This window comes from Leifsonia sp. A12D58 (assembly GCF_047530025.1).
Classification (GTDB): Bacteria; Actinomycetota; Actinomycetes; order Actinomycetales; family Microbacteriaceae; genus Cryobacterium.
In genome coordinates this window covers 15,028-40,423 of record NZ_JBLJAT010000001.1, presented here as the reverse complement: position 1 = coordinate 40,423, position 25,396 = coordinate 15,028, and the positions used below count along the sequence as shown (strand labels likewise).

Sequence of the window (25,396 nt, the reverse complement as noted above, 5' to 3'; positions counted from 1 at the left end):
ACCAGCGTCTAGGACTTACTTGATTGAGCCACCTGCGGCGACGATCTTCTGCTCAGCTGAGCTGGAGACCTTGTCGACTGCAACGTTCAGCTTAACCGTAATGTCACCGTTACCGAGAACCTTGACCTTCTCGTTGTTCCGGACAGCACCCTTAGCAACCAGGTCAGCAACGGTTACGTCGCCACCCTTCGGGTACAGCTCGCCGAGCTTCTCCAGGTTTACAACCTGGTACTCAACGCGGAACGGGTTCTTGAATCCGCGCAGCTTCGGGGTGCGCATGTGCAGAGGCATCTGCCCACCCTCAAAGCCGATACGGACCGTGTAGCGTGCCTTGGTTCCCTTGGTACCGCGACCCGCGGTCTTACCCTTGGATCCCTCACCACGACCGACGCGCTGCTTAGCCTTCTTCGCTCCGGGGGCCGGGCGAAGGTGGTGTACCTTCAGCACGTGCTCGCGGGTCTCAGTCGGCTCAGCCTGTGCGGCAGCCTTCTTGGGAGCAGCAGCCTTGGCCGGAGCCTTTGCAGCTGCAGCCTTGGCAGGAGCCTTCTCAGCGGCAGCCTTGGGAGCTGCAGCCTTCTTAGCTGCCTTTACTTCAGTGGCGGGCTTGTCAGCTGTCTTCTTGACAGCTTCCTTCTCGTCAGCCATTAGTCAATCTCCTCGACCTTCACCAGGTGAGCAACGGTGTTGACGTAGCCACGGTTCTGCGAGTTGTCCTCGCGGATCGTGACGGCGCCAATACGACGCAGGCCCAGGCTGCGAAGCGTGTCGCGCTGGTTCTGCTTCTCACTAATTTTGGACTTGATCTGCGTGATCTTCAGCTGGGCCATTAGGCACCTGCCTTTGCAGTTGCTGCAGCTGCTGCTGCATCGGCGTCTGCACGAAGGAAACGGGCCGGAGCCACGTCTTCATAGGCAAGGCCACGACGAGCAGCCACTGCGCGCGGCTCCTCGAGCTGGTGCAGGGCCTCAACCGTTGCGTGCACGATGTTGATGGTGTTCGAAGAACCGAGCGACTTGCTCAGGACGTCGTGGATGCCTGCACACTCGAGTACGGCGCGAACCGGACCACCGGCGATAACACCGGTACCGGCAGCTGCCGGACGAAGCAGAACGACGCCTGCAGCAGCCTCACCCTGGACGGGGTGCGGGATGGTCAGACCAACGCGGGGAACGCGGAAGAAGTTCTTCTTCGCTTCCTCGACGCCCTTGGAGATAGCGGTCGGGACCTCGCGGGCCTTACCGTATCCAACGCCAACCAGGCCGTTTCCATCGCCAACGACGACGAGAGCGGTGAAGCTGAAGCGACGACCACCCTTGACGACCTTTGACACGCGGTTGATGGTGACAACGCGCTCGAGGAACTGGCTCTTCTCCGCGTCGCGGCTTCCGCGATCGCGGTTCGGGTTACGCTCACGGCCTCCGCGACGAGCCTCACGAGGCTCGTTCTGTGCGGGAGCGGTTGACGCAGCGGTCTCCACGGGTGCCTCTACAGCCACCTCAGGCTCCTTGTTAGTAGGTTCAGTAGTGCTCACAGGTTCAATCCACCCTCTCGAGCTCCCTCGGCGATAGCAGCGACGCGACCCGCGTACTTGCTTCCACCACGGTCAAATACAACTGCTTCGATACCAGCAGCCTTGGCGCGCTCTGCAACAAGCTCGCCGACCTTGTGCGCCTTGGCAGTCTTGTCACCATCGAAGGTGCGCATGTCTGCTTCAAGCGTGGATGCTGATGCGAGGGTGATGCCCTTGCTGTCATCGACGACCTGCACGAATACGTGTCGGGCCGAACGGTTAACGACCAGGCGCGGACGAACCGCGGTGCCCTCGATCTTCTTGCGAAGACGTGTGTGCCTGCGTGTGCGGGCAGCCGACTTGCTCTTACCTCTAGTTCCGAGACCCATGGTTACTTACCACTCTTTCCGGCCTTGCGGCGAACAATCTCGCCGGCGTAACGCACACCCTTGCCCTTGTAGGGCTCAGGCTTACGAATCTTACGGATGTTGGCGGCTACCTCGCCGACAGCCTGCTTGTCGATACCGCTGACCGTGAGCTTGGTGTTGCCATCAACGGTCAGGACGATTCCTGCAGGCGGGTCGATGAGGACCGGGTGCGAGAAGCCGAGGGCGAACTCAACAGAGTTACCCTTCTGGGCTACGCGATAACCAGTACCAACGATTTCGAGGCCCTTGCTGTAGCCCTGGGTCACACCGATGATCTGGTTTGCGATCAGGGTGCGGGTCAGGCCGTGGAGCGAACGCGAAGCGCGCTCGTCGTCCGGACGGGTGACCAGAACCTGGGCATCCTCGATCTTGACCTCGATCGGACGCGAAACGGTGAGCGACAGCTCACCCTTCGGGCCCTTGACGGTGACGAGCTGGTCGTCAGCCGTTACTGTGACCCCGGCAGGGATCTCAATGGGGAGTCTTCCAATACGCGACATTGTTGGCTACCACACGTAGGCGAGAACTTCTCCGCCTACGCCCTTCTTCTCTGCCTGACGGTCGGTGAGCAGACCGCTGGAGGTGGACAGGATAGCAACGCCGAGGCCGCCGAGAACCGTGGGGATCTCAGTCGACTTTGCGTAAACGCGGAGACCAGGCTTCGATACGCGCTTGATACCAACGATTGAACGTTCGCGGTTCGGGCCGAACTTCAGGGTCAGCGTCAGGGTCTGGCCGACCTTTGCGTCGGTCACTTCCCAAGCCGAAATGTAACCCTGAGCCTTCAGGATGTCCGCGATGTGGGACTTGAGCTTGCTGTGCGGCATAGACACTGTCTCGTGGTACGCCGAGTTAGCGTTGCGCAGTCTGGTCAGCATGTCTGCGACCGGATCTGTCATTGTCATTTTTGTGTTGCCTTTCTCGCCTGGTTTCGTGCATCCGTTACACGGATGACGACCTGTGGTGGTGGTGGGGCTGGACGATTGTCCAGCCCCGGTGGTACAGCTTATTAGACCTGAGCGTCGTTCGACTTGAAGGGGAAGCCGAGCGCCTTGAGCAGGGCGCGGCCTTCTTCGTTGTTCTTGGCGGACGTCACGATGGTGATGTCCATTCCGCGAACGCGGTCGATGCGGTCCTGGTCGATTTCGTGGAACATAACCTGCTCGGTCAGACCGAACGTGTAGTTTCCAGCGCCATCGAACTGCTTGTCCGACAGGCCGCGGAAGTCGCGGATGCGGGGCAGTGCCAGGCTGAGCAGGCGGTCAAGGAACTCCCACATGCGGTCGCCACGAAGTGTGACGTGCGCGCCAATGGGCTGGCCCTCACGCAGTTTGAACTGCGCGATGGACTTGCGTGCCTTGTTGATCTGCGGCTTCTGGCCGGTGATCTTGGTGAGGTCTGCAACGGCGCCGTCAATGATCTTGCCGTCGCGAGCAGCCTCTCCGACGCCCATGTTGACGACGATCTTCACCAAGTTCGGCACCTGGTGCACGTTGGTGAAGCCGAGGTCCTTCGTGAGCTGTGCGGAGATCTCGTCGCTGTACTTCTGCTTGAGACGCGGCTGGATTTTGCCAGCTGCAACTGCGGTGTCAGTCATTACAGGTCCTTACCTGACTTCTTGGCGTAACGGATACGGACAGTCTTGGTGACGCCGTCCTTCGTTACTTCCTCTGTGCGAACGCCGACCTTGGTCGGCTTCTTGGTCTCCGGGTCAACGATCGCGACGTTGGAGATGTGGATCGCGGCTTCCTGGGTCTCGATGCCACCAGTCTTCGTTCCACGCTGGGTCTGACCAACGCGGACGTGCTTGGTGACAAAGTTGATGCCCTCTACGAGGACGCGGTTCTTTTCAACCTGTACCTCGAGGACACGACCCTGCTTGCCACGGTCTCCGCCGCGAGCCTGGCTGCGACCGGTGATGACCTCTACGAGGTCACCCTTCTTGATTCTGGCCATGACTTAGATAACCTCCGGAGCCAACGAGATGATCTTCATGAACTTCTTGTCGCGAAGCTCGCGACCGACCGGTCCGAAGATGCGGGTACCGCGGGGGTCACCGTCATTCTTCAAGATCACTGCGGCGTTCTCATCGAACTTGATGTACGAACCGTCTGGACGACGGGTCTGCTTTTTGACGCGAACGATGACAGCCTTGACGACGTCACCCTTCTTGACGTTTCCGCCAGGGATCGCGTCTTTGACGGTGGCAACGATCGTGTCGCCGAGTCCTGCGTAGCGACGGCCTGAGCCACCGAGAACGCGGATGGTCAACAGTTCCTTGGCACCCGTGTTGTCGGCAACCTTGAGCCGTGATTCTTGCTGAAGCACTTTCTAACTCCTTCTTTCAAGCAAGCCGCGAGGCTTACTTGGCCTTCTCGAGAATCTCGACCAGGCGCCAGCGCTTTGAGGCGCTCAGCGGACGGGTCTCACTGATCAGGACCAGGTCGCCGATTCCGGCGGAGTTCGCCTCGTCGTGAGCCTTCAGCTTGGACGTACGGCGGATGACCTTGCCGTACAACGGGTGCTTCACGCGGTCTTCGACCTCGACAACGATGGTCTTATCCATCTTGTCGCTGGTCACGTAACCACGCAGCGTCTTGCGGTAACCGCGCACGAGAGCCTCGGCAGCGACGACCTTTTCGTCAGACTTCGCCATGGCTAGGCCTCCTTCGTCTCGGTCTCAACTGCAGCGTCTTCGACGACTGCGGTCTTGGCCTTCTTGGTCTTCTTCTCGTCCTTGGCTACAGCCGGAGCTGCAACGGGAGTCGCACGAATACCCAGCTCGCGCTCACGGAGAACCGTGTAGATGCGAGCGATGTCGCGCTTGACAGCGCGCAGGCGTCCGTGGCTCTCCAGCTGGCCGGTTGCCGACTGGAAGCGCAGGTTGAACAGCTCTTCCTTAGCCTTCTTCAGCTCATCGAAGAGTCGTTCGTTTTCAAAAGTGTCGAGCTCGTGCGAGGCGAGCTCCTTGGATCCGATCGCCATTATGCGTCGCCCTCCTCGCGCTTGATGATGCGTGCCTTAAGGGGCAGCTTGTGAATAGCACGGGTCAGTGCCTCACGAGCGACGGTGTCAGAAACACCGCTGAGCTCGAAGAGAACGCGACCCGGCTTGACGTTCGCAACCCACCATTCAACCGAACCCTTACCGGAACCCATGCGGGTTTCAGCAGGCTTCTTGGTCAGCGGACGGTCAGGGTAGATGTTGATCCACACCTTTCCGCCACGCTTGATGTGACGGGTCATCGCGATACGAGCGGACTCGATCTGACGGTTCGTCACGTAGGCGGGCGTGATTGCCTGGATGCCATATTCGCCGAACGACACCTTGGTGCCACCGGTTGCATGGCCGCTACGGCCGGGGTGGTGCTGCTTACGGTGCTTGACCTTGCGTGGAATCAACATGGTTATGCCTCAACTCCTGCTGCAACCGCTGCCGGCGCCTCTGCACGAGGTGCACGACGGGGACGGTCGTCACGGCGCTCGGGGCGCGACGACTTTGCGTTCGCCTGCTCGCGAGCGAGTTCCTTGTTTGTGATGTCGCCCTTGTAGATCCAGACCTTCACGCCGATGCGGCCGAAGGTGGTCTTCGCTTCGTAGAAGCCGTAGTCGATGTTCGCGCGGAGCGTGTGCAGCGGCACACGGCCTTCGCGGTAGAACTCGGAACGGCTCATTTCAGCGCCACCAAGACGGCCGGAAACCTGGATGCGAACACCCTTGGCGCCGGCGCGCTGTGCACCCTGCATACCCTTACGCATTGCGCGGCGGAAAGCCACACGTGCGGAGAGCTGCTCGGCGATGCCCTGTGCGACGAGCTGAGCGTCAGCCTCGGGGTTCTTGACCTCGAGGATGTTCAGCTGGATCTGCTTAGCGGTGAGCTTTTCAAGGTCGGCGCGGATGCGCTCGGCCTCTGCACCGCGGCGTCCGATGACAATACCCGGGCGAGCCGTGTGGATGTCAACGCGAACGCGGTCGCGGGTGCGCTCGATCTCGATACGGGAAACTCCCGCACGGTCAAGGCTCGTGCTCAGCAGACGACGGATCTTGACGTCTTCAGCAACAAAGTCGCTGTAACGCTGACCCGGCTTCGTGCTGTCGGAGAACCAACGCGACACGTGGTCGGTGGTGATTCCCAGACGGAAGCCATAGGGATTTACTTTCTGACCCATTACTTCGTACCCTCCTCAGGAGTGGCGAGCACAACAGTGATGTGGCTGGTGCGCTTCAGAATCTGGAATGCGCGGCCCTGTGCACGCGGCTGGAAACGCTTGAGGGTCGTGCCCTCATCAACGAATGCCTGCGAGATGTACAGGTCCTGCTCGTCCAGGAAGGTGTTCGAGGCGTCTGCCTTGACCCGCGCATTTGCGATGGCCGAAGCAACCAGCTTGTACACCGGCTCGCTCGCGCCCTGCGGTGCGAACTTCAGGATTGCCAAAGCTTCCTGTGCCTGCTTGCCGCGGATCAGGTTGACAACGCGACGAGCCTTCTGGGGGGTAACGCGGATGTGACGCACACGTGCGATCGACTCCACCATTTCTTCTCCTCCTTTCGCCACCGCGTTAGCGGCGACGGCCCTTCTTGTCGTCCTTCACGTGTCCACGGAAGGTGCGGGTGGGTGCAAACTCGCCGAGCTTGTGCCCAACCATTGACTCGGTGACGAACACCGGGATGTGCTTGCGACCGTCGTGCACCGCGATGGTGTGGCCCAACATTGCTGGGATGATCATCGACCGGCGTGACCAAGTCTTGATGACGTTCTTGCTTGCGGCTTCATTCGCCGTGACAACCTTGCGAAGCAGGTGGTCGTCAACGAATGGGCCTTTCTTGAGACTGCGTGGCATCGTCTACTCCTACTTACGCTTCTTGCCGACGGTACGGCGACGAACGATGAGCTTGTCGCTTTCCTTGTTGATGTGGCGGGTGCGCCCTTCCTTCTGGCCCCACGGGGAGACAGGGTGACGTCCACCAGAGGTCTTACCCTCACCACCACCGTGCGGGTGGTCGACAGGGTTCATAGCAACACCACGGACGGTCGGGCGAACGCCCTTCCAGCGCATGCGGCCGGCCTTACCCCAGTTGATGTTCGACTGCTCGGCGTTGCCGACCTCGCCGATGGTCGCGCGGCAGCGCGCATCAACGTTGCGGATTTCACCGGAGGGCAGACGCAGCTGGGCGTAGGGGCCATCCTTTGCGACGAGACGAACCGAAGCACCGGCTGAACGAGCCATCTTGGCTCCTCCGCCTGGCTTGAGCTCGATCGCGTGAATGATGGTACCGGTGGGGATGTTCTTCAAGGGCAGGTTGTTACCTGGCTTGATGTCCGCGCCGGCGCCCGACTCAACGATGTCGCCCTGGTTCAGCTTGTTCGGAGCGATGATGTAGCGCTTGCTGCCGTCAACGAAGTGCAGCAACGCGATGCGTGCCGTACGGTTCGGGTCGTACTCGATGTGAGCGACCTTGGCGTTGACGCCATCTTTGTCGTTGCGCTTGAAGTCGATCACGCGGTACTGGCGCTTGTGGCCACCACCGATGTGACGCGTCGTGATGCGACCCTGGTTGTTACGACCACCGGTCTTGGACAGGGGACGAAGCAGCGACTTCTCGGGCGTCGAACGGGTGATCTCTGCAAAGTCTGCAACAGAAGAACCGCGACGACCGGGGGTCGTGGGCTTGTACTTACGAATAGCCATTTCTTATTCCTCTAACCCGTGCCGTTAGCCGACGGCCGTGAAGATGTCGATGGAACCGGACTTCAGCGTGACAATGGCGCGCTTGGTGTCCTTGCGCTTGCCCATGCCGAACTTGGTGCGACGCGTCTTGCCAACACGGTTGAGCGTGTTGATCGAAGCAACCTCGACCTTGAAGATCTTCTCGATAGCGAGCTTGATCTCAGTCTTGTTCGAGCGAGGGTCAACAATGAAGGTGTACTTGCCTTCGTCGATCAGGCCATAGCTCTTCTCAGAGACGACCGGAGCGATGATGATGTCGCGGGGATCCTTGTTGATAGCGGTAGCCATTATGCGGACACCTCTTCCTTCTTGGTCTTGCTCGCCACGAACGCCTCGAAGGCACCCTTGGTGAAGACGATGTCGTCGCTGACGAGCACGTCGTAGGCGTTCAGCTGGTCCCACGAAAGAACGTGAACCGTCGGAACGTTACGAATGCTGCGCAAGGTCAGCTCGTCGGTGCGCTCAAGAACGACCAGAACGTGCTTGCTCGAGGCAATGCTGTTCAGCAGTTCGAGAGCAACCTTCGTGCTGGGGGTCTCACCCGTGAAGAGTGCCTCAACGATGTGAAGGCGTCCACCGCGTGCGCGGTCTGACAGCGAGCCCGTGAGAGCTGCAGCAATCATCTTCTTGGGGGTGCGCTGGTCGTAGCTGCGCGGCGTCGGGCCGTGCACGATGCCACCACCGGTCATCTGAGGGGCGCGGATCGAGCCCTGACGAGCGCGACCAGTTCCCTTCTGCTTGAACGGCTTGCGACCTGCACCGGAAACTTCGCCACGACTCTTGGTCGAGTGCGTTCCCTGGCGTGCGGCAGCGAGCTGCGCGACAACAACCTGGTGGATCAGCGGGATGTTGGTCTGAACGTCGAAGAGCTCAGCAGGAAGCTCAACGGAGCCAGCCTTCTTGCCCTTGGCGTCGACGATGTCGAGTGCGGTAGCCATGGACTACGCTCCCTTCACTGCGTTGCGGACGAATACGAGGCGGCCCTTGGCACCGGGAACGGCACCCTTGACCAGCAGGAGGCCCTTCTCAGCGTCGACTGCGTGAACCTTGAGGTTCAGCACGGTCACGCGCTCTCCACCCATACGACCAGCCATGCGCATGCCCTTGAAGACACGGCTCGGGGTCGAGGAAGCACCGATTGAACCGGGCTTACGGTGGTTACGGTGTGAACCGTGTGAGGCAGAGACACCCTTGAAGTTGTGACGCTTCATGACACCGGCGAAACCCTTGCCCTTGCTGGTGCCCATGACATCGACCTTGGTACCGGCTTCGAACACACCGTCAACGGTGAGTTCCTGGCCCAGGGCGTAGTCAGCGGCATCCGCAGTGCGGAGTTCGGTGAGGTGGCGGCGAGGCGTAACGCCTGCCTTGTCGAAGTGGCCGGAAGCCGGCTTGTTGACCTTGCGGGGGTCGATGGCGCCAGCCGCAATCTGAACGCCGGCGTAGCCGTCTTTTTCAGTGGTGCGAATCTGGGTCACGACGTTCGGCGTGATCTCGATGACAGTTACTGGAACGAGCTTGTTGTTCTCGTCCCAAACCTGGGTCATGCCGAGCTTCTTGCCGAGCAGACCCTTGGTGGTCTTGGTATCGGAGTAAGACATGGGTTCCCTTAGAGCTTGATCTCGATGTTGACGTCGGCCGGCAGGTCGAGTCGCATAAGCGAGTCGACAGCCTTGGGCGTCGGGTCGATGATGTCGATCAGCCTCTTGTGGGTGCGCATCTCAAAGTGCTCCCGGCTGTCCTTGTACTTGTGAGGTGAACGGATGACACACACCACGTTCTTCTCAGTGGGAAGCGGCACCGGGCCGACGACAGTTGCACCCGCGCGGGTTACAGTGTCGACGATCTTGCGTGCCGAGGTGTCAATGACCTCGTGGTCATATGACTTAAGTCGAATGCGGATCTTTTGTCCCGCCATGTCGGACTCTCTTTCTTGTCAAGGCTTCTTACCTCCCCCGAATGTGTCGGGGATGGCATTGGACGCCGTCGTAGTACTACTGCTGTCGCACCACTATTCTTCTGTCAATTTCGGCTGCCACGATTGCTCCCGGCGGCCGGCCAATGCCCGTTCCCTGGTCGAAACCCGGGGGAAGACATGGTTTTACCCACTTCTTCCGCGCAGTTGGTTTGAGCTATGTTCTTCTCCCCGCGGCCTAGCCCGAACTTCAGAAGAAGCGGCTACGCACTGACTGGCAGTGATTCCACCTCTGCGCGCAGCGCAGGACGGAAATGTTGAACTAGACGAGTCTGCCACATGTGAGGGCAGTATGCAACCCGGGCGTGTCGCGTTCGGCGTGTCGAAACTTCCGCGTCATCCTGCGGATCTCGCGGGGTGGCCGCAATGCAAATTCACCTCCGAATCACCCCTGAATTGAGCCATGCTCAGCAATGTTTTTCGGGCCGAATTCGGCTCAACTGCGGGTCGGATTCGGGTCGGATTCGGGTCGGATTCGATGCCTTTTTGGGACATCCTGACTCTACTCGCGGCGCGCCGTCCCATTGCCGTTGCGTGTGTACAGCAGCGCCAGCTCAAACAACCGGGCGAGCTGTCGGCTCAGCGCAACGCTCGAGTCCCCCGAGCTAAGGCAGTGACTGTGTGGCGAATTCCGCCTTCGCTCCCATTACATTTCTTATCCTCTGACCTGCCCTTCTTCCCTGAAGCAAGGCAGCATCGGGACGAGATGCACAGAGACACGGGGCCGCGCAGCGCACGACCCCGACTCTGTCAGTAGAACAGTGAGCTATTCATTGCCGACTGCCTTGTCGGCTTTGTCCTTCGCCTCGTTGATCTGCTCCTCAAACTTGCCGCCGGTGACTTTATTGGCCGCGCCAGCGACGCTGTCGAGCAGCTTGTCGCTGACATCTTCTGCCTTTTCGCTCTTGAGCGCATCCTTGACCTTGTTGTCATTCAGCAGATCTTGCGCCTTCTTGGTGACGTCGTCTAGTCCCACGATCTTCTCCATTCTGCGGCTGCGCCCTGCAGTCTCTCTCCACGATAAGTCGGGCGTGCTGAGTTGGCAATGAATGCCATGAGGCGACGAGCAACGGGCGCTATGCTCAGCGGGAACCGCCAAGTCCGAACCGGCGACGGGGAGCAGATGCGTATCGTCGACGGCCCACGGGTCGCCCAAAGTTGTAGAGCCGGCGCGCCACGCAGGAGCTTCTTTGGCAGCACCGCGATCTTGTCGCAGACAACCTGATCGCCAGCGGACCGCTCTGCGCGTCAGAATGGAAGAATGACTGATTCTTCTCTTCCCCAGAGCACTCGCATCGGCCCAGGCAGCGTCTCTGCCCGCCGGACCGGCACCCGAACGTACGAGGGCAGCAACGAGCGCGGCGACGTCGTACTCATTGGGCCAGCGGATGCCCCCGGCCACTTCACACCGGGCGAACTGTTGAAACTCGCCCTCGCCGGCTGTGCAGGTATGAGCTCAGACCACACCATCGCACGGCGACTTGGCGACGACTACGAGACCACCATCTGGGCGCACGGCCAGTCTGACCCGGCAGAGAATCGCTACAAGGAGGTCGACGAGGAGATCCTGCTGAACCTTGATTCGCTCACCGAGGATGAGATCACCAAGCTGCTCTCCGTCATCCGCGCCTCCATCGACCGCAGTTGCACTGTCGCCAGAAGCGTCACAGGCAGCATCGACCTCGAGAAGAGCGTCAACGGCATCCCGCTCCCCCACTAGTCGCGAGGAGCCGACGCAGATACGGGACCTGCAGCGGGTACACAAAAGGGGGCCCGGCCGAAGCCAGACCCCCTTTTGAAGGGAACTACTTGATGATCTTCGTCACCGTTCCGGCGCCGACGGTGCGGCCACCTTCACGAATAGCGAAGCCGAGTCCATCTTCCATGGCGATCGGCTGGATCAGCGCGACGGTCATGTCGGTGGTGTCGCCAGGCATAACCATCTCGGTGCCCTCAGGCAGCGTGATGACGCCGGTGACGTCGGTGGTGCGGAAGTAGAACTGCGGACGGTAGTTCGCGTAGAACGGGTTGTGACGACCGCCCTCTTCCTTTGACAGGATGTACGCGGTGCCCTCGAAGTCGGTGTGCGGCGTAACCGAACCCGGCTTGACGACAACCTGGCCGCGCTCTACGTCTTCGCGCTTGATGCCACGAAGAAGCAGACCACAGTTCTCGCCGGCCCAAGCCTCGTCGAGCTGCTTGTGGAACATCTCGATACCAGTAACCGTGGTCTTCTGCGTCGGGCGGATGCCAACGATTTCGACCTCAGAGTTGATAGCAAGGGTTCCACGCTCGGCGCGGCCCGTAACGACGGTTCCACGACCGGTGATCGTGAAGACGTCCTCGATCGGCATCAAGAACGGCTTGTCCTTGTCGCGGATCGGGTCCGGGATGAACTCGTCAACTGCAGTCATGAGGTCCAGGATGCTCTGGGTCCACTTGGGGTCGCCCTCAAGTGCCTTGAGGCCTGAAACCTGAACAACAGGAGCGTTGTCGCCATCGAAGCCCTGGCTGGAGAGGAGTTCGCGAACCTCGAGCTCAACGAGCTCAAGGATCTCTTCGTCGTCAACCATGTCGGACTTGTTCAGTGCAACGAGCAGGGACGGCACGCCGACCTGCTTCGCGAGCAGAACGTGCTCACGGGTCTGAGCCATCGGGCCGTCAGTAGCGGCAACCACGAGGATCGCGCCGTCCATCTGTGCAGCACCGGTGATCATGTTCTTGATGTAGTCAGCGTGACCAGGAGCATCAACGTGAGCGTAGTGACGCTTAGGCGTCTCGTACTCGACGTGTGAGATGTTGATGGTAATACCGCGCTGGCGCTCTTCGGGAGCGGAGTCAATCGACGCAAAGTCGCGCTGCACGTTGGTAGCGGACGGGTACGTGTCGGCCAGGACCTTCGAGATCGCTGCCGTCAGCGTGGTCTTTCCGTGGTCAACGTGACCGATTGTTCCGATGTTTACGTGCGGCTTAGTCCGCTCGAACTTGGCCTTGGCCACTGTGGGTCCTCCTCAGGACTCGAGTGATCCACCGCCTGCAAGATTGCAAACGGTGAACCAGCTGGATATGTGTATTCATGTTACTCGGGCCAGGATGGCCTAAGCGATTTGGGTCCGAAGACCCAGGGGGCTATTCGCCCTTGTTCTTCTGAATGATCTCGTCGGCAACAGCCTTCGGGACCTCAGCGTAGCTCTGGAAAGTCATCGAGTAGACGGCGCGACCAGAGGTCTTCGACCGCAGGTCACCGATGTATCCGAACATTTCCGAGAGGGGAACGAAGGCACGAATAACCTTCACACCGCTTGCGTCCTCCATGTCCTGGATCTGACCACGACGCGAGTTGAGGTCGCCGATTACGTCACCCATGTACTCCATGGGCGTACGAACCTCAACAGCCATCAACGGCTCGAGCAGAACCGGGTTTGCCTTACGAGCGGCTTCCTTGAAGCCCATCGATCCAGCAATCTTGAACGCCATCTCCGAGGAGTCGACGTCGTGTGCGGCGCCGTCGAGCAGGCTTGCCCGAACGCCGACCATTGGGTAGCCCGCAAGTACACCGACCTGCAGAGCATCCTGGATACCCGCATCAACCGAGGGGATGTACTCCCGCGGAATGCGACCACCAGTGACCTTGTTGACGAACTCGTACGACTTGTCCGCAGTGATTTCCATCGGCTCGATGGCAATCTGGATCTTTGCGAACTGACCTGAACCACCGGTCTGCTTCTTGTGAGTGAAGTCGTGGCGCTCGACGGTCTTCTTGATCGTCTCGCGGTACGCAACCTGGGGCTTGCCCACGTTTGCTTCGACGTTGAACTCACGCTTCATGCGGTCGACGAGGATGTCGAGGTGAAGTTCACCCATTCCCTTGATAACCGTCTGACCAGTTTCCTGGTTCTGCTCGGTACGGAAAGTGGGGTCTTCTTCAGCAAGCTTCTGAATAGCGAGGCCCAGCTTTTCCTGGTCCTGCTTGGTCTTCGGCTCGATGGCGACCTCGATGACGGGCTCAGGGAACGTCATCGACTCGAGGACAACCTGCTGGTTCGGGTCGCACAGGGTGTCACCGGTTGTGGTGTCCTTGAGGCCGATCACAGCGTAGATGTGACCTGCGGTCACGAAGTCCACAGGGTTTTCCTTGTTGGCGTGCATCTGGAAGATCTTCCCGATGCGCTCCTTCTTGCCCTTGGTCGAGTTGATGATCTGGGCACCACTCTCGATACGGCCGGAGTACACGCGAACGTAGGTCAGGCGACCGAAGAACGGGTGAACAGCAACCTTGAACGCGAGAGCAGCGAACGGCTCGTCTGCGTTCGGGTGCAGCATGACGACCTTCTCTTCGTCGCGAGCGTCGTGCGCCTCAATGGCGGGAACGTCAAGCGGCGTCGGGAGGTAGTCGACAACTGCATCGAGCATCGGCTGAACGCCGCGGTTCTTGAAGGCTGAACCACAGAGAACCGGGTAGATCTCGCTGTTGACGGTGAGCTTGCGGATCGCGCCCTTGATCTCAGCAACGGTGAGTTCTTCGCCGCCGAAGTACTTCTCCATGAGTGCGTCGTCGGTCTCTGCAACGGTCTCGAGGAGGAGCGTGCGGTATTCCGCAGCCTTCTCAACGAGGTCGGCAGGGATCTCTTCGATGGCGTACTTGGCGCCCATCTCGACGTCACCCTTGGAGTCTCCACGCCAGGTCAGTGCACGCATCTCAACGAGGTCAACTACGCCCTCGAAGCCGGACTCGAAGCCGATCGGCAGCTGGATGACCAGCGGCTTGGCGCCGAGGCGGTTGATGATGGTGTCGACGGTGTAGTAGAAGTCAGCACCGAGCTTGTCCATCTTGTTGACGAAGCAAATGCGCGGTACGTCGTACTTGTCAGCCTGACGCCAGACGGTCTCGGACTGGGGCTCAACGCCCTCCTTGCCGTCGAACACGGCAACAGCACCGTCGAGAACGCGGAGCGAACGCTCCACCTCAACGGTGAAGTCAACGTGGCCGGGCGTGTCGATGATGTTGATCTGGTGGTTGTTCCAGAAACAGGTCGTCGCAGCAGAAGTGATCGTGATGCCACGTTCCTGCTCCTGCGCCATCCAGTCCATCGTCGAGGCGCCGTCGTGCGTCTCACCGATCTTGTGGTTCACACCCGTGTAGAACAGGATGCGCTCAGTAGTGGTGGTCTTGCCGGCATCAATGTGGGCCATGATGCCGATGTTGCGGACCTTGCTCAGGTCGGTGAGCACGTCAAGTGCCACAGGTGTCCTCCGGAAGTTTTGATTGTGGTGTGGTCGAACAGGCTCAAGGAGCGTAACCGGCGGAAGCTGAGCATCCGCCGATCACGCTCCAACGCGCTACCAGCGGTAGTGCGCGAAGGCCTTGTTCGACTCGGCCATCTTGTGCGTGTCTTCGCGACGCTTTACAGCGGCACCAAGGCCGTTGGATGCATCGAGAATCTCGTTGGTGAGGCGCTCGGTCATGGTCTTCTCGCGACGCGCCTTGGCGTAGCTGGTCAACCAGCGGAGTGCCAGAGTGTTTGCGCGGTGCGGCTTGACTTCAACCGGAACCTGGTAGGTCGATCCACCGACGCGGCGCGAACGCACCTCGAGGGTCGGGCGAACGTTGTCGAGAGCCTTCTTCAGCGTGACAACTGCATCAGCACCGTTCTTGGCTGAAACGCCTTCGAGTGCATCGTAAACGATGCGCTCTGCAAGGCCCTTCTTGCCATCAAGAAGGATCTTGTTGACGAGCTGGCTAACGATGGGAGCGCCGTAAACCGGGTCAGCGACTACGGGGCGCTTGGGAGCTGGTCCTTTGCGAGGCATTACTTCTTCTCCATCTTCGCGCCGTAGCGGCTACGAGCCTGCTTGCGGTTCTTGACTGCCTGGGTGTCCAGTGCGCCACGAACGATCTTGTAGCGAACACCCGGGAGGTCCTTAACACGACCGCCGCGGACGAGCACCATCGAGTGCTCCTGCAGGTTGTGGCCTTCGCCTGGAATGTAGGCGGTGACCTCTGTACCGTTCGACAGCTTGACGCGGGCGACCTTGCGGAGAGCCGAGTTCGGCTTCTTCGGCGTGGTGGTGTACACACGGGTGCATACGCCGCGCTGCTGCGGGTTGGACTTCAGGGCGGGAGCCTTGGTCTTTGTGACCTTGGGGCTGCGGCCCTTCCGAACCAACTGCTGAATGGTTGGCACTAATTACTCCTTGTTATTGCTGCACGGTGACAGCGTGGTGATGGTTAGCATTCGAACTGCACTTGTTGCCAAGCCGCTCGAGTTCATCTGGACCCGCCAACCATTACAGAACGGATTCTGCATGTATTGGTGGGTATGCCGTGGGGGCTGCTCGGAGAGCAAACCCTGCATGTGTGGCGTCATGAACCCTCGATGCCTTCGGATGTATAACATTTGAAGGCAGAACTCAAGCGCACGACAAAGCGCACACCGGAAAATACTAACCTGCCGGTGGTACCGCAGTCAACTGAAACCAGGCCCCGTGGAGGCCCCTTTCAGCTTGGTTAAGCGCCTCTCGGCCAGAGCGGAGAATCAAGGGTGCTTTCGAGGTCGGCAAGCAGTGCCTGCACCTGCGGTTCGACGTAGGTTGCGACCGCTTCGACGATGCTCGGTTGGTAGGTGAGCAGCTCGGCGCAAATCAGTTTTCCCACCTGGTTTGCGTAGTCGTCCGCAAGCTTCAACTCCACCCTGATCGCTGCCTTCTCCTCAGCACTGAGCGGGGGTGGCGAGGCCGGCACGGGAGCCTCGCTCACGTCATCATCGGCGGGGCTCCCGTCAGGATCGCCATTGGCACCAGGACCAGTACCCGGGCCGACAGATCGCGCCAGTTCGTCGAAGGTGAAGAGGTAGGGAGCGCCAGGCGCCGCGGGAGGGTCGAGCTCAAGGCCCTTGTATTCCGGGTCGAGGCCCTCGGTTGGTCGGTACGACTCCTGAGCCTTGCGTTCGTCGGCCATCCGCATCTCTCGGCGCAGCAGCGGGAGGTTCTTGTCGGTGTACTCGTCGACAGCGGCGTCGATCACCAGCTTCATGCGCATCGCCAGGGCGTGCTGAACCGCGTGCGGAACATCTGTTGCCAGACCTGCGGCCGCGATGATCGGCGAGCCGAAGCACTGGCGACACAAACGCGGGCGACTACGGTGTGTGCCGGGCCGCCAGCGAGGAAGCCAACGCAACCAGTTATCAACCTCATGGTTGACACGCGATTGGATCGACCCGTCCATGACATCAAAGGTTATCCCCCTGAGCCGTGAACGCGGTGAGACCCGCGAAGATTCGGCTATTCTCCGCGACGCTCCCAGGGCCAGAGCGGTCTACCGTTCTTACCCACGCGCGACGCCAGGATGATCGAATAGAGCAGGGTGACCGCTGCAGCGATAATGCCGACGCTCCACGAGAACGGGCTGCCGAGACGGGCTCCGGCGAAGAGCACGATCTCCACTGCCTCGCCGATCCCCACTCCGTAGATGAGTCCGCCCGTGACAACGAACGCCACCAGCGCGATGAGACCACAGAGTAGTGAGCCCGCCACCGCGACGTGTTGCTTCTCTGGGCTGGTACGCATGCCGATCACTGCCATGAAGAGCAGCACGACGACAGCGGATGCGCCGACCATGAAGGGGCCGACGAGAGGGCCGGCATCCGCTTCGGTGACAACGTCGGTATTGGTGAAGAGGCTGATCATGCCAAACGCTGCCACGATGAGCGCAAAGTAGAGCATCGTGGCGAAGAGCGCCACGATGACCGCGTACTTCTGGTAATCGCGCATGGTGTGACTGTTGCGGTGGATTAAGGCTCCGGCTACGCGGGGCGTGTGAGCTGAGGGCCCTCGGCGAGCTGGCGGTCGTAGTCGCGGCGCGCCTCGACGTTGCGGGCGGTTACCTTGCGGCCACGGTTGGCGATCCAGGCTCCGAACCAAATCGGAATCTCGCGAGCGATGATGGCTGCCGCGATAGCACCGGGGTTCAGCCACTGGGTACTGAGGAACTGGGTGGCCTCTGTCGGCGTGAGGTTCCAGGCTGAAACCGTGAGCAGGGCTCCCCCGATGTAGGAAAAGTAGACAACGACGCCCACGAGGAATCCGAACAGTACGTATGCCCACCAGCCACCGCGATTGACGATCGCGATGAGAGCGCTGAAAGCGAGGAAGAAGAAAATGATCGGGATGTAGAACACCGGGAGCACGATGAATGCCGCGAACGTGTCGGTGGCCTGCTCGGCAGTGAAGCTGGTGATTGCCGCGATGACGAAGACAGCGATCGCGTAGATCACGACGAACGCGACAGTGGCCAGGAGGGCGATGAGGATGCCGCCTGCGCGGTTTCCTTTGTCTTTCGGCGGCGTGGGCGCCTGTACGTAAATCGGGGTCGCGATTGAGGCGGCTGCCGGGGCGAAGGCCGGGTTTGTGGTCGCCGCCGCGGCGTTCGAATATTCGGGAGCGACGATCAGCGTGTCAGCTACGACCGGTGCCTCTGCTGCTGCAGGAGCGCTCGAGACCACCGGAGCGTCGGCGAGCGTTGCGGCCCCATCGATGGCTGTGGCCTCAGTAACGGTGGATGCCGGTACATAGGTTTCGCGCTTGACAGTCTCGGCGGCCACGGGCGCCGGGTACTCGGCGTTGGGGTCGATTGGATCGATGGACTGCGTGTCGTTGGCTGCGCTGTAGTCGATCTGGCTGTAGCCAGGCGGGGTCTGGACGTAGTCGGCCTGCTCGGCCTGGGGGCTCTCGGGAGCCTGGGCTCCAGCATCCGTTGACGGTGTGGGCTTCTCGTCGTGTGGTGTGGTGTCGCTCATGCTGTGCTCCTTGTTGACCGGTCAGCCGTAGCTTTCAGGAGCAACCTTAGCAATCCGACCCTCACGACCCGCGGAACCTCGCTGGGAACTCTCACACCTATCCGGCGCCGACCTCCGTGGCGGTTTCTGCGGAAACAAGGGAGTAGATAAAACCGGAAATCGTCGCGGTGACCTCACCGGGTGCGTCGGGGACAGCCGCTGTCTTTAGACCGGTAACCATTAATAGCCGGGTGCCAGACTGCAAGGCGCTGACGAAGTTCAGCACGTTTGTGTAGCTGCCAGAGACATCGATGCTTACGGCGAGTGACGCGAAGTTTGTGGCCGTGATCTGAGAGTTCGTCACCGGTGGAGCCCCGGCAACTGCGGCCTCCGGCGCCGGAACGACCTCGGCCGAGGTTTCTGTGGCTGCCGCATCCGTTCCGTCAGCCTCGACAGCGGCGGGCGGATCCACTGGCGTGTATGCCACTGGATCGGCCATGGTGAGGCCCAACAGCGCGACACCGTGCGCCACGGCCAGCGCGTCGATCTGGCTGACGAACGCCGGCGCTTCTGTTCCGGAGGGAACGGATGCAGCAAGCGGCTCAAGCGAGGCCTTGAGTGCGTCGATTCCCGCGAAATCTTCCTTCAGTTTGGCCAGCGCAGCAGCCTGGATGATGTTCGTCTGCTCGACGGTGGAACGCTCTTCATCGGCTGCCGCCGCGGAAGTCAGCTGAGGCTGGATGCCCGCCACCCAGCCGAGCAGGAGCACGGCGACCATGGCGAGTACCGAGCCGATGACCCACATTCTGTTCTTGTCCATGATTAGTTCCCCTCGGTCACGAAGCGCTTGGAGAACGCGGCATCGTTGACGTGCATCGTGATGTCAACTGTGTAGGTATTCGTGCTGGCGTCGAGGCTGACGGAACCGGGCAACGCATCCGCGTACCCTGGCAGGGTCTTGAGGGCGGTGAGCCAGGTCGGCACATCGGGAAGCACTGCACTCCGGGCAGTGAACTTAACCGTTGCAACGCGCGCGCCCTGTAGCGGACCTGTTGACTGCGCATAAATTGCCATCGGAGAGGCCGACTCAACGTCAACAGCGTCAATCACGACTGTGGCCGGAAGAATCGCTTGCACGGCCTCGAGGTATGTCTTCCAATTGATCTCAGTCGAGACACCGACTTGCTGTGCAGCCTGTACCAGCGAGACCTGCTGCTGCACGTTGCGCACTTCCATGTACTTGCCCTGCTCCTGGAGCAGTTGTGTCGTGCGCGTTTGTTCGCTATCGAGGGCGAGTTGCGACTGGATCGACATCACTGTCGCACCACCACTCGCGGCGACAACGAGCACGACAACCCCGATGACGCCGACGCCAAGGCGGCGACGCACAACCTTTGCCTTGCGCTCGCTTCGTACCTCGGGCGGAAGCAGGTCAACGCGCGGTTCTCCACCGATAACCAACGAGTCGGACTTTTTCAGGCGGCTCATGCTGCACTCCCCAGGGCCAGGCCGAGCGCAACGGTGAGCGCTGGTGCGTTTCGACGAAGGTGTTCGGCATCGATTGATCGTGCGACATCGACGGTGGAGAACGGATCCCCGGCCACGACGCTCACCCTGGTCATCTCAGCCAGTGCTGCGGGCAGTCCGGGAAGCATCGCTCCGCCGCCGCTGAGTACGATCTGGCTTACCGTGTCGCCTGGTCGCGTATTGCTGAAGTAGTTGATGGTGTTGCGCAGGCTCGAGAGCTGCTCACTTGACACCTGGTAGATGATCTCGATTGCCTGCTTCTCCTCAAGCGAAGAGACCTGCGTGGCGAGACCGAGCGTGCGCTTGATGTGTTCGGCCTGCGCGCCATCCACGTCGAGGCCGTTGCGAAGCGCCTGGGTAAGGTCGTCACCCCCGGTGGGAATGATGCGCACGAACTGCGGCACGCCGTCCTTCGCGATGACGACACTTGTGTTGTTGGCTCCGATGTCGACGAGTGCGACGACGCCGGCAACGCGTGGGCGCGAGATGAGCACACGGCTGAGGGCGAAGGGAATCAGATCGACGTCGACCGTGGTGAGGCCGGCGAGCTGGGTGGCCTTCACATTGCCGAGTACGGCTTCCTTAACCGCCGCGATGAGCAGTCCGCTCACTGTTGGGCCGTGCTCCCCCATACCCTCAGAAATCGGGTAGAAGTCGAGCAGAGCGTCGGCGACGGGCACCGGCAGCATCTCCTGCACCTCGAACGGCAGCGACTCACGGATCTGCTTGAGCGTGGTTTTCGGAACGGTGAGGTCACGGGCCAGCACGCGCTGGTTGCCGACGCCGAGCACGACATCCTTGCTCTTGAAGCCGCCCTTTGACCAGAGTTCTTTGAGTGCGCCGGCCACGGTATTCGGCTCCATGACTTCACCACGACTCACCGCGCCCTCAGGCAGCGGAACCTCGTAGTAGCGCGCTACCGTCGGCTTCGCCTTGGCGGGGTCGACGACTTCGACAGCGCGCAGGGCGAGGCTGCCGATGTCAATACCTACGACACTCGATGCCATTGGTTACTCCTCTTGTTACAGAACTTTTGTTACAGAACGAAAATTAGGAAATTAGGAGAGTCCGATGAGCGACAGGTAGCCGCTCCAGACCCAGTTGCCGAAGAAGATGCCGATCCAGGCGCCGGCAAGCATCCACGGGCCGAACGGAATCCCGCTCTTACGGTTGGCACGCTTTGAGACGACAAGAGCGATGGCGAACAGCCCACCGAGCAGGAACGCCGCGAAGGCGCCGATGGCGAGTTCGCCCCAGCCCAGGTAGCCCAGATACAGACCAAGGACCCCGGCAAGTTTCACGTCGCCGAATCCCATTCCGCCTGGGTAGGCCAGCGCCATGATCAGGTAGGCGACCCAGAGAATGGCAAGACCGATGCCGCCGCGCAAAAGTGCTTCAAAGTCGCCATTCAGGATGCTGGCCGCCCCGAGCAGCGCGGCAGCCACGACGTAACTCGGCAGCACGATCGCGTTGGGCAAGCGGTGAACATCAAGGTCGATCAGCGCGAGAGCAATGCTGATGGCGGCCAGATAGAGGAAGGCGACCAAGATAAGCACCGCGGCGATGAACTCGCTGCTTGTCGGTGCGTCTGCTCCGAGGAACAGCATCCCGGTGGTCATCAGGCTGGCCAGACCAGTCTCGAAGTGCTCGACAAGCGAGCTGCTTGACATCCACCAGAGCGCGACGCCGACAAACATCAGCGCCGTGCCGGCTTCGACGAGTGGATAACGCGACGAGATGGTTGCTTTACAGTTTCGGCACTTACCGCGCAGCAACAGCCAGGACAGCACCGGGATGTTGTCGTACGACTTGATCTCGTAGCTGCAGTGCGGGCAGGCGCTTGGCGGTGAGACGATCGAGAGCCCGTTCGGTACCCGATAGACCACGACGTTCAGGAATGAGCCGATCAGCAAACCGAATACTGCGGGGATGAGGGCGAGCGCGATCATCCGGCGACCTCGCGGTAGCCGCCGAAGGTGGAGTCAACATAAGTGGGTGGTGCATTCCACTTCTGTGCCAGCGTACCGTTGCACGTCGCAACACGAACCTTCGAAAACTTCGCACCGGAAGCTTCTACGTACTGATTTGCGGAATCCACCGTCAGACAATTCCCTTGGTTGACGACCAGATAGCTTGTTGAATAGTCACCCGTATCTTTGACCCGCACCCACTGCTGTCTAACCAACGCGGGGTTGCAGGCTGCGAACGTCACATCACCTGCTCCGGTGGCCGGCGCCGTGAGGCATTTCTTGTTGATCTTCTCTTTTTCCGTGTAGATATGGATGTCTTGAACCGCACTTTTTGTCGCGGGGGAAACCGGCTCGGTGTAGTACCACTTGTGGTTCCACAACAAATTGGCTCCGCCTCCAGTGGGATCTTGCTTGCACGGATACGAGATCATGAACTCCTTGCTCCACGTCTCCGCCGTCACGTCGGCACATCGACCGAACTCAAGGTAGTTCACGAGCTGATTCGTGCTGTAGCTGGCAGCCCCAGCTCCAACGGAGGCAGATGGGGAAAAACTTCCAGACGAACCGGCATTTACTCTCAAGAACGAGCCAGCCGCCACGGTGCCCGGCGAGAGGTAGTAGTTACTCACGTCGGTGTTGGTAGCATTCTGGCCTCGCCATGAGGAACTACCTGTCCAGCTCCAAAGCTGATTCCAGCGAGTTGCGTCCGGGCTCGCTTTACACGTCTGCAAGAGCGCGTCCTGGGCCGACTCTCCAGCGTTCTTAGGGCCTGTGATGCATAGGCCCGGCCCCCCGCCTACGAGAGAACTGGCAAGCTTCAATTCGTAGTCAGCAGCGTACGTCCAGAGCTGCAGGGACGTATTCAAGCACTGCGCAGCCGGGACAAACTTGATCTTCTGCCCGGCAGATGCGGACACCGCTTCAATGCAGAACGCGTTTGTCGAGTTGAAGATCATGCCGCCGACGATGTTGACGTTCGTGATTTTGAACTTGTAGATCGCTGACAGAGCGCGGTTGCCAAGTGTCGCGCTAGTAACACCCGGAATCGCCGCGTCTTGCCCTTTCGAAGTAATGTAGGCGTACTTCGGCACCGTCGCCAAGCCCGCGCTGCCATGGCAATAGATCTTGTTGGCGTCGCGCCACACTGCCGTCATATAGGTAGGATCCGAGGAAAAGTACTGCAGAGACACCACGTACGTTGGGCCGCTGGAATCAGCTGCGACATTTCCCGTAAGGTCACAAGGCAATTTGGAAGAGTCGCCGAAGATGCGTCCCTCTGCATCAGGCATTGCGACGGCTGAGCGAAGCACCGCAAGGCCGCTCTGTAACCCGGCCTGCGCCGCGTAAACAGTCCGAGTGTTCTTTTGAGCGGTGTACGCCGGAACGGCCTGCGCGAGGATTGCGCTAAGGAGTACCAGCGAGAGCCCTGCCGCGATGAGCATGAACAACAGTGCAGTCAAAAGTGCAACGCCAGTTTCATCTCCATTTCGAATGCGACGCACCTTGAGGTTAGAAATTCGCGCGCACCTCATGGCCGGTTCCCCGTTACGGTGCATACTGGCGTGTCACTGACCTTGTCATTGTTCTCGTCCTTGTTGCTCGGTGAATCCGTTGAGCTATTGCGTGCGACGAAGGTCGTGCTCATTGCTGCTCCCGCATTCACGTAGGCGTTGCCGGAGTGAAGAATCACAGTCAGTTGTTGCATTATCGAACCGTTCAGACTCGCTGGAGTCAGTTCAAACGGATATCCAGCGCCGCCATCATCGATCATGTTTGTCAGCTTCGTGGTGAAGCGCGGCAATGGTGTTCCTGGAACATCGCTCCACGACCGGGATTGAAGGACTCCAAGGGTCCGCACGAAGCGCCACTGGGTGCAAGTCGTGACGCCGCTCGCCGAGCTGTTGCCCGGTGTCCGGAACTCGATATAGCGCGAGCCGCCGGTCGCGCCATCACCAGGGAAATTGATCGCATCTGCATAGCGGGCCTGCCGGTCAAATGATCCGAATACGGTGAGCGCGGCGTTCGATGCCTCAGCCGTAATCTGCGTCCGAGACGCGCTCTGCGCGAGAGTCACCGTCGTGGTGAGAATCATTGCGATGAAAACCATAAAGACGCCGATTGCCACTACGAGTTCAATGATCGTGAGACCCTGGTCAGCCTTCGCCTCGTGTTCAGACCGGTGTCCGTGTCGCTTAACCATGAGTGTTCCACTGAAGATCGGAGTGCGCGTCGACCAAGCTCGTGGCGACGTAAGTGCACCCATTTGTCGAGCAGCCACTTCCCGCCGTCCAACGCACGACAACGAGAACGCGGTTTATCTGGATCTTGCCTGTCGGGGCAGTCGTTGGCGGTCTGGAATTGCTCGTCAGGGTTGCGTCACCAGTCGCCGACCAACAATTCCCGCCGCCAACTCGAGCGATGTAACAGCTGCCGATCAGGGAGAAGACCGTGTACTTTGTGCCGCTCCGAGTGACATCCCTCGAAATGGCCACTTTGGGATCGGACGTCGACGTCGCGGCTCTATCCCAGCCCGGATAAGTAGCAGCTAGTCCATCTATGCCGGCATTAAGCGCCCAGGCCGCTTCGACCTTGGCTTCAGTACGACCTTGATAGAGGTAGCTTGCGCCCGTGGTCGGATTCGTGGCAGATGACTGGGCGCTCACCAGCTCCATCGCCTCATTCGCGACCGTAACAGCGAGTTCCTGGCGCTGTTGTGACGAAGCGCCTTTCTCACTGGTAATTCCGAGGCCAATTGCAGCAGTCGCAACAATGCCGATGAGGCTGATCGCAACGATGACCTCGATGAGTGTCATGCCGGAGTCATCCGAACGCGCACGCTGTTGCGCTCTCTTCAAGATGAGTTTCACGGCATCTCCTTACGGGTAGGAGGACGATACGGACGTGCGGAGTGCCGCCGTGGCGACACTCCGCACGCTCCTTTTTGGTGAGCTACTTCCAGTCGCCGAGGCCGCCCTCGGCACTGCTGTATTCGAGTGAGTGCGCAACTCCGTAGTCAGAGTTTGTGCCAGTGATCGTGTAGGAGTTTCCGTCGATTGCGACTACGAGACTGTTGGCGGGCGAGACCTTGATGAGGGGGGCGGTTGCATCGGCATTGTTGGCCGGCGTGTACGTACCACCCGTGTACCCGGTGAAGCCACCATTGTTGTTGGTGGCGTACTGCTCCAGTGATACGGCAGCGTTCTTGAGGTCGGATTCGACCGAGGCCTTCCAAGCGTTCTCACGCACGCCCAGGAACACCGGGATGGCGATGGCGGCAAGGATGCCGATGATGATGACAACAACGAGAAGCTCGATCAGGGTGAAGCCCTTTTCGTTCTCGGTCTGCTGTTTGCGGCGGAGGTCCAGGGTTGCAAGGGCGCGTGAAAGCACAGTGAGATCCATTCAGTAGGTGGCAAGGGATCGGACAGGTGCCTCGATCGATTTCCCATGCTATTTGCAGGAGAATTTCAGCGCTGCCCCACGG

General features: G+C 60.2%; 37 protein-coding genes. 1 reads left to right on the top strand and 36 read right to left on the bottom strand.

Going from position 1 to position 25,396, the window contains the following annotated elements; genetic code table 11:
* Positions 1-15 precede the first annotated feature (15 nt).
* The 21 genes from rplO to ACMT3I_RS00120 all read right to left on the bottom strand — a co-directional run bounded on the left by rplO (position 16) and on the right by ACMT3I_RS00120 (position 10,617).
* The gene (gene rplO / locus ACMT3I_RS00220) at positions 16-645 is read right to left on the bottom strand and encodes a 50S ribosomal protein L15 (RefSeq protein ID WP_414802437.1); all 630 of its coding nucleotides are present in this window, start codon (positions 643-645) and stop codon (positions 16-18) included.
* On the bottom strand, positions 645-827 hold the full coding sequence (gene rpmD, locus ACMT3I_RS00215) for a 50S ribosomal protein L30 (protein WP_066597599.1): 183 nt from the start codon (positions 825-827) through the stop codon (positions 645-647). Before rpmD ends, rplO begins: the two co-directional genes overlap by 1 nt.
* The gene (rpsE, locus tag ACMT3I_RS00210; RefSeq protein WP_414802436.1) at positions 827-1,495 is read right to left on the bottom strand and encodes a 30S ribosomal protein S5; all 669 of its coding nucleotides are present in this window, start codon (positions 1,493-1,495) and stop codon (positions 827-829) included. The genes rpmD and rpsE overlap by 1 nt, the downstream gene beginning before the upstream one ends.
* Before the next feature lie 32 nt (positions 1,496-1,527).
* Positions 1,528-1,899: a 50S ribosomal protein L18 gene (gene rplR, locus ACMT3I_RS00205; protein ID WP_414802435.1), complete on the bottom strand. Its 372-nt coding sequence runs from the start codon at positions 1,897-1,899 to the stop codon at positions 1,528-1,530.
* A 2-nt stretch (positions 1,900-1,901) separates the two neighbouring features.
* Entirely contained in the window at positions 1,902-2,438 is a 537-nt protein-coding gene (gene rplF, locus ACMT3I_RS00200; protein WP_414802434.1) for a 50S ribosomal protein L6, read from the bottom strand.
* A 6-nt stretch (positions 2,439-2,444) separates the two neighbouring features.
* A complete protein-coding gene (gene rpsH, locus ACMT3I_RS00195) occupies positions 2,445-2,843 on the bottom strand; it encodes a 30S ribosomal protein S8 (RefSeq protein ID WP_414802433.1) in 399 nt (132 codons plus the stop codon).
* 104 nt (positions 2,844-2,947) lie between these two features.
* The gene (gene rplE / locus ACMT3I_RS00190) at positions 2,948-3,535 is read right to left on the bottom strand and encodes a 50S ribosomal protein L5 (RefSeq protein WP_414802432.1); all 588 of its coding nucleotides are present in this window, start codon (positions 3,533-3,535) and stop codon (positions 2,948-2,950) included.
* Positions 3,535-3,894 (bottom strand): 50S ribosomal protein L24, encoded by a 360-nt coding sequence (gene rplX / locus ACMT3I_RS00185; protein ID WP_414802431.1) that lies wholly within the window; start codon positions 3,892-3,894, stop codon positions 3,535-3,537. Before rplX ends, rplE begins: the two co-directional genes overlap by 1 nt.
* Positions 3,895-3,897: 3 nt before the next feature.
* Positions 3,898-4,266, bottom strand: coding sequence for a 50S ribosomal protein L14 (gene rplN / locus ACMT3I_RS00180; RefSeq protein WP_414802430.1), 369 nt, complete (start codon positions 4,264-4,266; stop codon positions 3,898-3,900).
* Between the two features lie 34 nt (positions 4,267-4,300).
* Positions 4,301-4,594 (bottom strand): 30S ribosomal protein S17, encoded by a 294-nt coding sequence (gene rpsQ, locus ACMT3I_RS00175; RefSeq protein WP_414802429.1) that lies wholly within the window; start codon positions 4,592-4,594, stop codon positions 4,301-4,303.
* 2 nt (positions 4,595-4,596) lie between these two features.
* Positions 4,597-4,923, bottom strand: coding sequence for a 50S ribosomal protein L29 (gene rpmC / locus ACMT3I_RS00170; protein ID WP_414802428.1), 327 nt, complete (start codon positions 4,921-4,923; stop codon positions 4,597-4,599).
* Complete coding sequence (gene rplP, locus ACMT3I_RS00165; RefSeq protein ID WP_414802427.1) at positions 4,923-5,342, bottom strand: 50S ribosomal protein L16; 420 nt, start codon at positions 5,340-5,342, stop codon at positions 4,923-4,925. The genes rpmC and rplP overlap by 1 nt, the downstream gene beginning before the upstream one ends.
* Before the next feature lie 2 nt (positions 5,343-5,344).
* On the bottom strand, positions 5,345-6,106 hold the full coding sequence (rpsC, locus tag ACMT3I_RS00160; RefSeq protein WP_414802426.1) for a 30S ribosomal protein S3: 762 nt from the start codon (positions 6,104-6,106) through the stop codon (positions 5,345-5,347).
* Entirely contained in the window at positions 6,106-6,471 is a 366-nt protein-coding gene (gene rplV / locus ACMT3I_RS00155; RefSeq protein ID WP_414802425.1) for a 50S ribosomal protein L22, read from the bottom strand. Before rplV ends, rpsC begins: the two co-directional genes overlap by 1 nt.
* A 25-nt stretch (positions 6,472-6,496) precedes the next feature.
* Positions 6,497-6,778, bottom strand: coding sequence for a 30S ribosomal protein S19 (gene rpsS, locus ACMT3I_RS00150; RefSeq protein ID WP_414802424.1), 282 nt, complete (start codon positions 6,776-6,778; stop codon positions 6,497-6,499).
* Between the two features lie 9 nt (positions 6,779-6,787).
* Complete coding sequence (rplB, locus tag ACMT3I_RS00145) at positions 6,788-7,627, bottom strand: 50S ribosomal protein L2 (RefSeq protein ID WP_414802423.1); 840 nt, start codon at positions 7,625-7,627, stop codon at positions 6,788-6,790.
* A 24-nt stretch (positions 7,628-7,651) separates the two neighbouring features.
* Positions 7,652-7,954, bottom strand: coding sequence for a 50S ribosomal protein L23 (rplW, locus tag ACMT3I_RS00140; protein WP_414802422.1), 303 nt, complete (start codon positions 7,952-7,954; stop codon positions 7,652-7,654).
* Positions 7,954-8,604 (bottom strand): 50S ribosomal protein L4, encoded by a 651-nt coding sequence (gene rplD / locus ACMT3I_RS00135; RefSeq protein WP_414802421.1) that lies wholly within the window; start codon positions 8,602-8,604, stop codon positions 7,954-7,956. Before rplD ends, rplW begins: the two co-directional genes overlap by 1 nt.
* 3 nt (positions 8,605-8,607) lie before the next feature.
* Positions 8,608-9,267 carry a 50S ribosomal protein L3 gene (gene rplC, locus ACMT3I_RS00130; protein WP_414802420.1) on the bottom strand — a complete coding sequence of 220 codons (660 nt, stop codon included), beginning with the start codon at positions 9,265-9,267 and terminating at the stop codon, positions 8,608-8,610.
* 8 nt (positions 9,268-9,275) lie between these two features.
* Positions 9,276-9,584 carry a 30S ribosomal protein S10 gene (rpsJ, locus tag ACMT3I_RS00125; protein ID WP_005050520.1) on the bottom strand — a complete coding sequence of 103 codons (309 nt, stop codon included), beginning with the start codon at positions 9,582-9,584 and terminating at the stop codon, positions 9,276-9,278.
* Positions 9,585-10,407: 823 nt separating this feature from the next.
* On the bottom strand, positions 10,408-10,617 hold the full coding sequence (locus ACMT3I_RS00120; RefSeq protein ID WP_414802419.1) for an Rv0909 family putative TA system antitoxin: 210 nt from the start codon (positions 10,615-10,617) through the stop codon (positions 10,408-10,410).
* A 285-nt stretch (positions 10,618-10,902) separates the two neighbouring features.
* Between ACMT3I_RS00120 and ACMT3I_RS00115 the strand changes: the two genes are divergently transcribed.
* Positions 10,903-11,361, top strand: a complete 459-nt coding sequence (locus ACMT3I_RS00115) for an OsmC family protein (RefSeq protein ID WP_414802418.1) — start codon at positions 10,903-10,905, stop codon at positions 11,359-11,361.
* An 85-nt stretch (positions 11,362-11,446) separates the two neighbouring features.
* Here the strand turns inward: ACMT3I_RS00115 and tuf are convergent, their stop codons facing one another.
* The 15 genes from tuf to ACMT3I_RS00040 all read right to left on the bottom strand — a co-directional run bounded on the left by tuf (position 11,447) and on the right by ACMT3I_RS00040 (position 25,302).
* The gene (gene tuf / locus ACMT3I_RS00110) at positions 11,447-12,640 is read right to left on the bottom strand and encodes an elongation factor Tu (protein ID WP_414802417.1); all 1,194 of its coding nucleotides are present in this window, start codon (positions 12,638-12,640) and stop codon (positions 11,447-11,449) included.
* Positions 12,641-12,770: 130 nt separating this feature from the next.
* Complete coding sequence (fusA, locus tag ACMT3I_RS00105) at positions 12,771-14,885, bottom strand: elongation factor G (RefSeq protein WP_414802416.1); 2,115 nt, start codon at positions 14,883-14,885, stop codon at positions 12,771-12,773.
* A gap of 96 nt (positions 14,886-14,981) precedes the next feature.
* The gene (gene rpsG, locus ACMT3I_RS00100) at positions 14,982-15,452 is read right to left on the bottom strand and encodes a 30S ribosomal protein S7 (protein WP_414802415.1); all 471 of its coding nucleotides are present in this window, start codon (positions 15,450-15,452) and stop codon (positions 14,982-14,984) included.
* On the bottom strand, positions 15,452-15,826 hold the full coding sequence (gene rpsL / locus ACMT3I_RS00095) for a 30S ribosomal protein S12 (protein ID WP_055811472.1): 375 nt from the start codon (positions 15,824-15,826) through the stop codon (positions 15,452-15,454). The genes rpsG and rpsL overlap by 1 nt, the downstream gene beginning before the upstream one ends.
* Before the next feature lie 323 nt (positions 15,827-16,149).
* Positions 16,150-16,674, bottom strand: coding sequence for a spermidine/putrescine ABC transporter substrate-binding protein (locus ACMT3I_RS00090; RefSeq protein ID WP_414802414.1), 525 nt, complete (start codon positions 16,672-16,674; stop codon positions 16,150-16,152).
* 248 nt (positions 16,675-16,922) lie between these two features.
* A complete protein-coding gene (locus ACMT3I_RS00085; RefSeq protein WP_414802413.1) occupies positions 16,923-17,411 on the bottom strand; it encodes a DUF6121 family protein in 489 nt (162 codons plus the stop codon).
* 32 nt (positions 17,412-17,443) lie between these two features.
* Positions 17,444-18,436 (bottom strand): hypothetical protein, encoded by a 993-nt coding sequence (locus tag ACMT3I_RS00080; protein WP_414802412.1) that lies wholly within the window; start codon positions 18,434-18,436, stop codon positions 17,444-17,446.
* Positions 18,437-18,533: 97 nt separating this feature from the next.
* On the bottom strand, positions 18,534-19,235 hold the full coding sequence (locus ACMT3I_RS00075) for a hypothetical protein (RefSeq protein WP_414802411.1): 702 nt from the start codon (positions 19,233-19,235) through the stop codon (positions 18,534-18,536).
* Between the two features lie 2 nt (positions 19,236-19,237).
* Positions 19,238-19,903, bottom strand: coding sequence for a hypothetical protein (locus ACMT3I_RS00070; protein WP_414802410.1), 666 nt, complete (start codon positions 19,901-19,903; stop codon positions 19,238-19,240).
* Positions 19,900-20,949, bottom strand: coding sequence for a type IV pilus assembly protein PilM (pilM, locus tag ACMT3I_RS00065; RefSeq protein WP_414802409.1), 1,050 nt, complete (start codon positions 20,947-20,949; stop codon positions 19,900-19,902). The genes ACMT3I_RS00070 and pilM overlap by 4 nt, the downstream gene beginning before the upstream one ends.
* A 51-nt stretch (positions 20,950-21,000) precedes the next feature.
* On the bottom strand, positions 21,001-21,891 hold the full coding sequence (locus ACMT3I_RS00060) for a prepilin peptidase (protein ID WP_414802408.1): 891 nt from the start codon (positions 21,889-21,891) through the stop codon (positions 21,001-21,003).
* On the bottom strand, positions 21,888-23,354 hold the full coding sequence (locus ACMT3I_RS00055; RefSeq protein ID WP_414802407.1) for a hypothetical protein: 1,467 nt from the start codon (positions 23,352-23,354) through the stop codon (positions 21,888-21,890). Before ACMT3I_RS00055 ends, ACMT3I_RS00060 begins: the two co-directional genes overlap by 4 nt.
* Positions 23,355-23,440: 86 nt before the next feature.
* Positions 23,441-24,037, bottom strand: a complete 597-nt coding sequence (locus tag ACMT3I_RS00050) for a hypothetical protein (RefSeq protein WP_414802406.1) — start codon at positions 24,035-24,037, stop codon at positions 23,441-23,443.
* 67 nt (positions 24,038-24,104) lie between these two features.
* The gene (locus ACMT3I_RS00045) at positions 24,105-24,779 is read right to left on the bottom strand and encodes a type IV pilus modification PilV family protein (protein WP_414802405.1); all 675 of its coding nucleotides are present in this window, start codon (positions 24,777-24,779) and stop codon (positions 24,105-24,107) included.
* A gap of 82 nt (positions 24,780-24,861) precedes the next feature.
* On the bottom strand, positions 24,862-25,302 hold the full coding sequence (locus tag ACMT3I_RS00040; RefSeq protein ID WP_414802404.1) for a type II secretion system protein: 441 nt from the start codon (positions 25,300-25,302) through the stop codon (positions 24,862-24,864).
* Positions 25,303-25,396: the final 94 nt, after the last annotated feature.

Bases quoted from the DNA above. Each gene is read 5' to 3' on its own strand.
- rplO (WP_414802437.1), bottom strand. From the start codon at position 645: ATGGCTGACGAGAAGGAAGCTGTCAAGAAGACAGCTGACAAGCCCGCC.
- rpmD (WP_066597599.1), bottom strand. From the start codon at position 827: ATGGCCCAGCTGAAGATCACGCAGATCAAGTCCAAAATTAGTGAGAAG.
- rplR (WP_414802435.1), bottom strand. From the start codon at position 1,899: ATGGGTCTCGGAACTAGAGGTAAGAGCAAGTCGGCTGCCCGCACACGC.
- rplF (WP_414802434.1), bottom strand. From the start codon at position 2,438: ATGTCGCGTATTGGAAGACTCCCCATTGAGATCCCTGCCGGGGTCACA.
- rpsH (WP_414802433.1), bottom strand. From the start codon at position 2,843: ATGACAATGACAGATCCGGTCGCAGACATGCTGACCAGACTGCGCAAC.
- rplE (WP_414802432.1), bottom strand. From the start codon at position 3,535: ATGACTGACACCGCAGTTGCAGCTGGCAAAATCCAGCCGCGTCTCAAG.
- rplX (WP_414802431.1), bottom strand. From the start codon at position 3,894: ATGGCCAGAATCAAGAAGGGTGACCTCGTAGAGGTCATCACCGGTCGC.
- rpsQ (WP_414802429.1), bottom strand. From the start codon at position 4,594: ATGGCGAAGTCTGACGAAAAGGTCGTCGCTGCCGAGGCTCTCGTGCGC.
- rpmC (WP_414802428.1), bottom strand. From the start codon at position 4,923: ATGGCGATCGGATCCAAGGAGCTCGCCTCGCACGAGCTCGACACTTTT.
- rplP (WP_414802427.1), bottom strand. From the start codon at position 5,342: ATGTTGATTCCACGCAAGGTCAAGCACCGTAAGCAGCACCACCCCGGC.
- rpsC (WP_414802426.1), bottom strand. From the start codon at position 6,106: ATGGGTCAGAAAGTAAATCCCTATGGCTTCCGTCTGGGAATCACCACC.
- rplV (WP_414802425.1), bottom strand. From the start codon at position 6,471: ATGGTGGAGTCGATCGCACGTGTGCGTCACATCCGCGTTACCCCCCAG.
- rpsS (WP_414802424.1), bottom strand. From the start codon at position 6,778: ATGCCACGCAGTCTCAAGAAAGGCCCATTCGTTGACGACCACCTGCTT.
- rplB (WP_414802423.1), bottom strand. From the start codon at position 7,627: ATGGCTATTCGTAAGTACAAGCCCACGACCCCCGGTCGTCGCGGTTCT.
- rplW (WP_414802422.1), bottom strand. From the start codon at position 7,954: ATGGCTACCGCTATCAACAAGGATCCCCGCGACATCATCATCGCTCCG.
- rplD (WP_414802421.1), bottom strand. From the start codon at position 8,604: ATGGCTACCGCACTCGACATCGTCGACGCCAAGGGCAAGAAGGCTGGC.
- rplC (WP_414802420.1), bottom strand. From the start codon at position 9,267: ATGTCTTACTCCGATACCAAGACCACCAAGGGTCTGCTCGGCAAGAAG.
- rpsJ (WP_005050520.1), bottom strand. From the start codon at position 9,584: ATGGCGGGACAAAAGATCCGCATTCGACTTAAGTCATATGACCACGAG.
- ACMT3I_RS00115 (WP_414802418.1), top strand. From the start codon at position 10,903: ATGACTGATTCTTCTCTTCCCCAGAGCACTCGCATCGGCCCAGGCAGC.
- rpsG (WP_414802415.1), bottom strand. From the start codon at position 15,452: ATGCCTCGCAAAGGACCAGCTCCCAAGCGCCCCGTAGTCGCTGACCCG.
- ACMT3I_RS00090 (WP_414802414.1), bottom strand. From the start codon at position 16,674: ATGAAGCTGGTGATCGACGCCGCTGTCGACGAGTACACCGACAAGAAC.
- ACMT3I_RS00085 (WP_414802413.1), bottom strand. From the start codon at position 17,411: ATGCGCGATTACCAGAAGTACGCGGTCATCGTGGCGCTCTTCGCCACG.
- ACMT3I_RS00080 (WP_414802412.1), bottom strand. From the start codon at position 18,436: ATGAGCGACACCACACCACACGACGAGAAGCCCACACCGTCAACGGAT.
- ACMT3I_RS00075 (WP_414802411.1), bottom strand. From the start codon at position 19,235: ATGGACAAGAACAGAATGTGGGTCATCGGCTCGGTACTCGCCATGGTC.
- ACMT3I_RS00070 (WP_414802410.1), bottom strand. From the start codon at position 19,903: ATGAGCCGCCTGAAAAAGTCCGACTCGTTGGTTATCGGTGGAGAACCG.
- pilM (WP_414802409.1), bottom strand. From the start codon at position 20,949: ATGGCATCGAGTGTCGTAGGTATTGACATCGGCAGCCTCGCCCTGCGC.
- ACMT3I_RS00060 (WP_414802408.1), bottom strand. From the start codon at position 21,891: ATGATCGCGCTCGCCCTCATCCCCGCAGTATTCGGTTTGCTGATCGGC.
- ACMT3I_RS00055 (WP_414802407.1), bottom strand. From the start codon at position 23,354: ATGCTCATCGCGGCAGGGCTCTCGCTGGTACTCCTTAGCGCAATCCTC.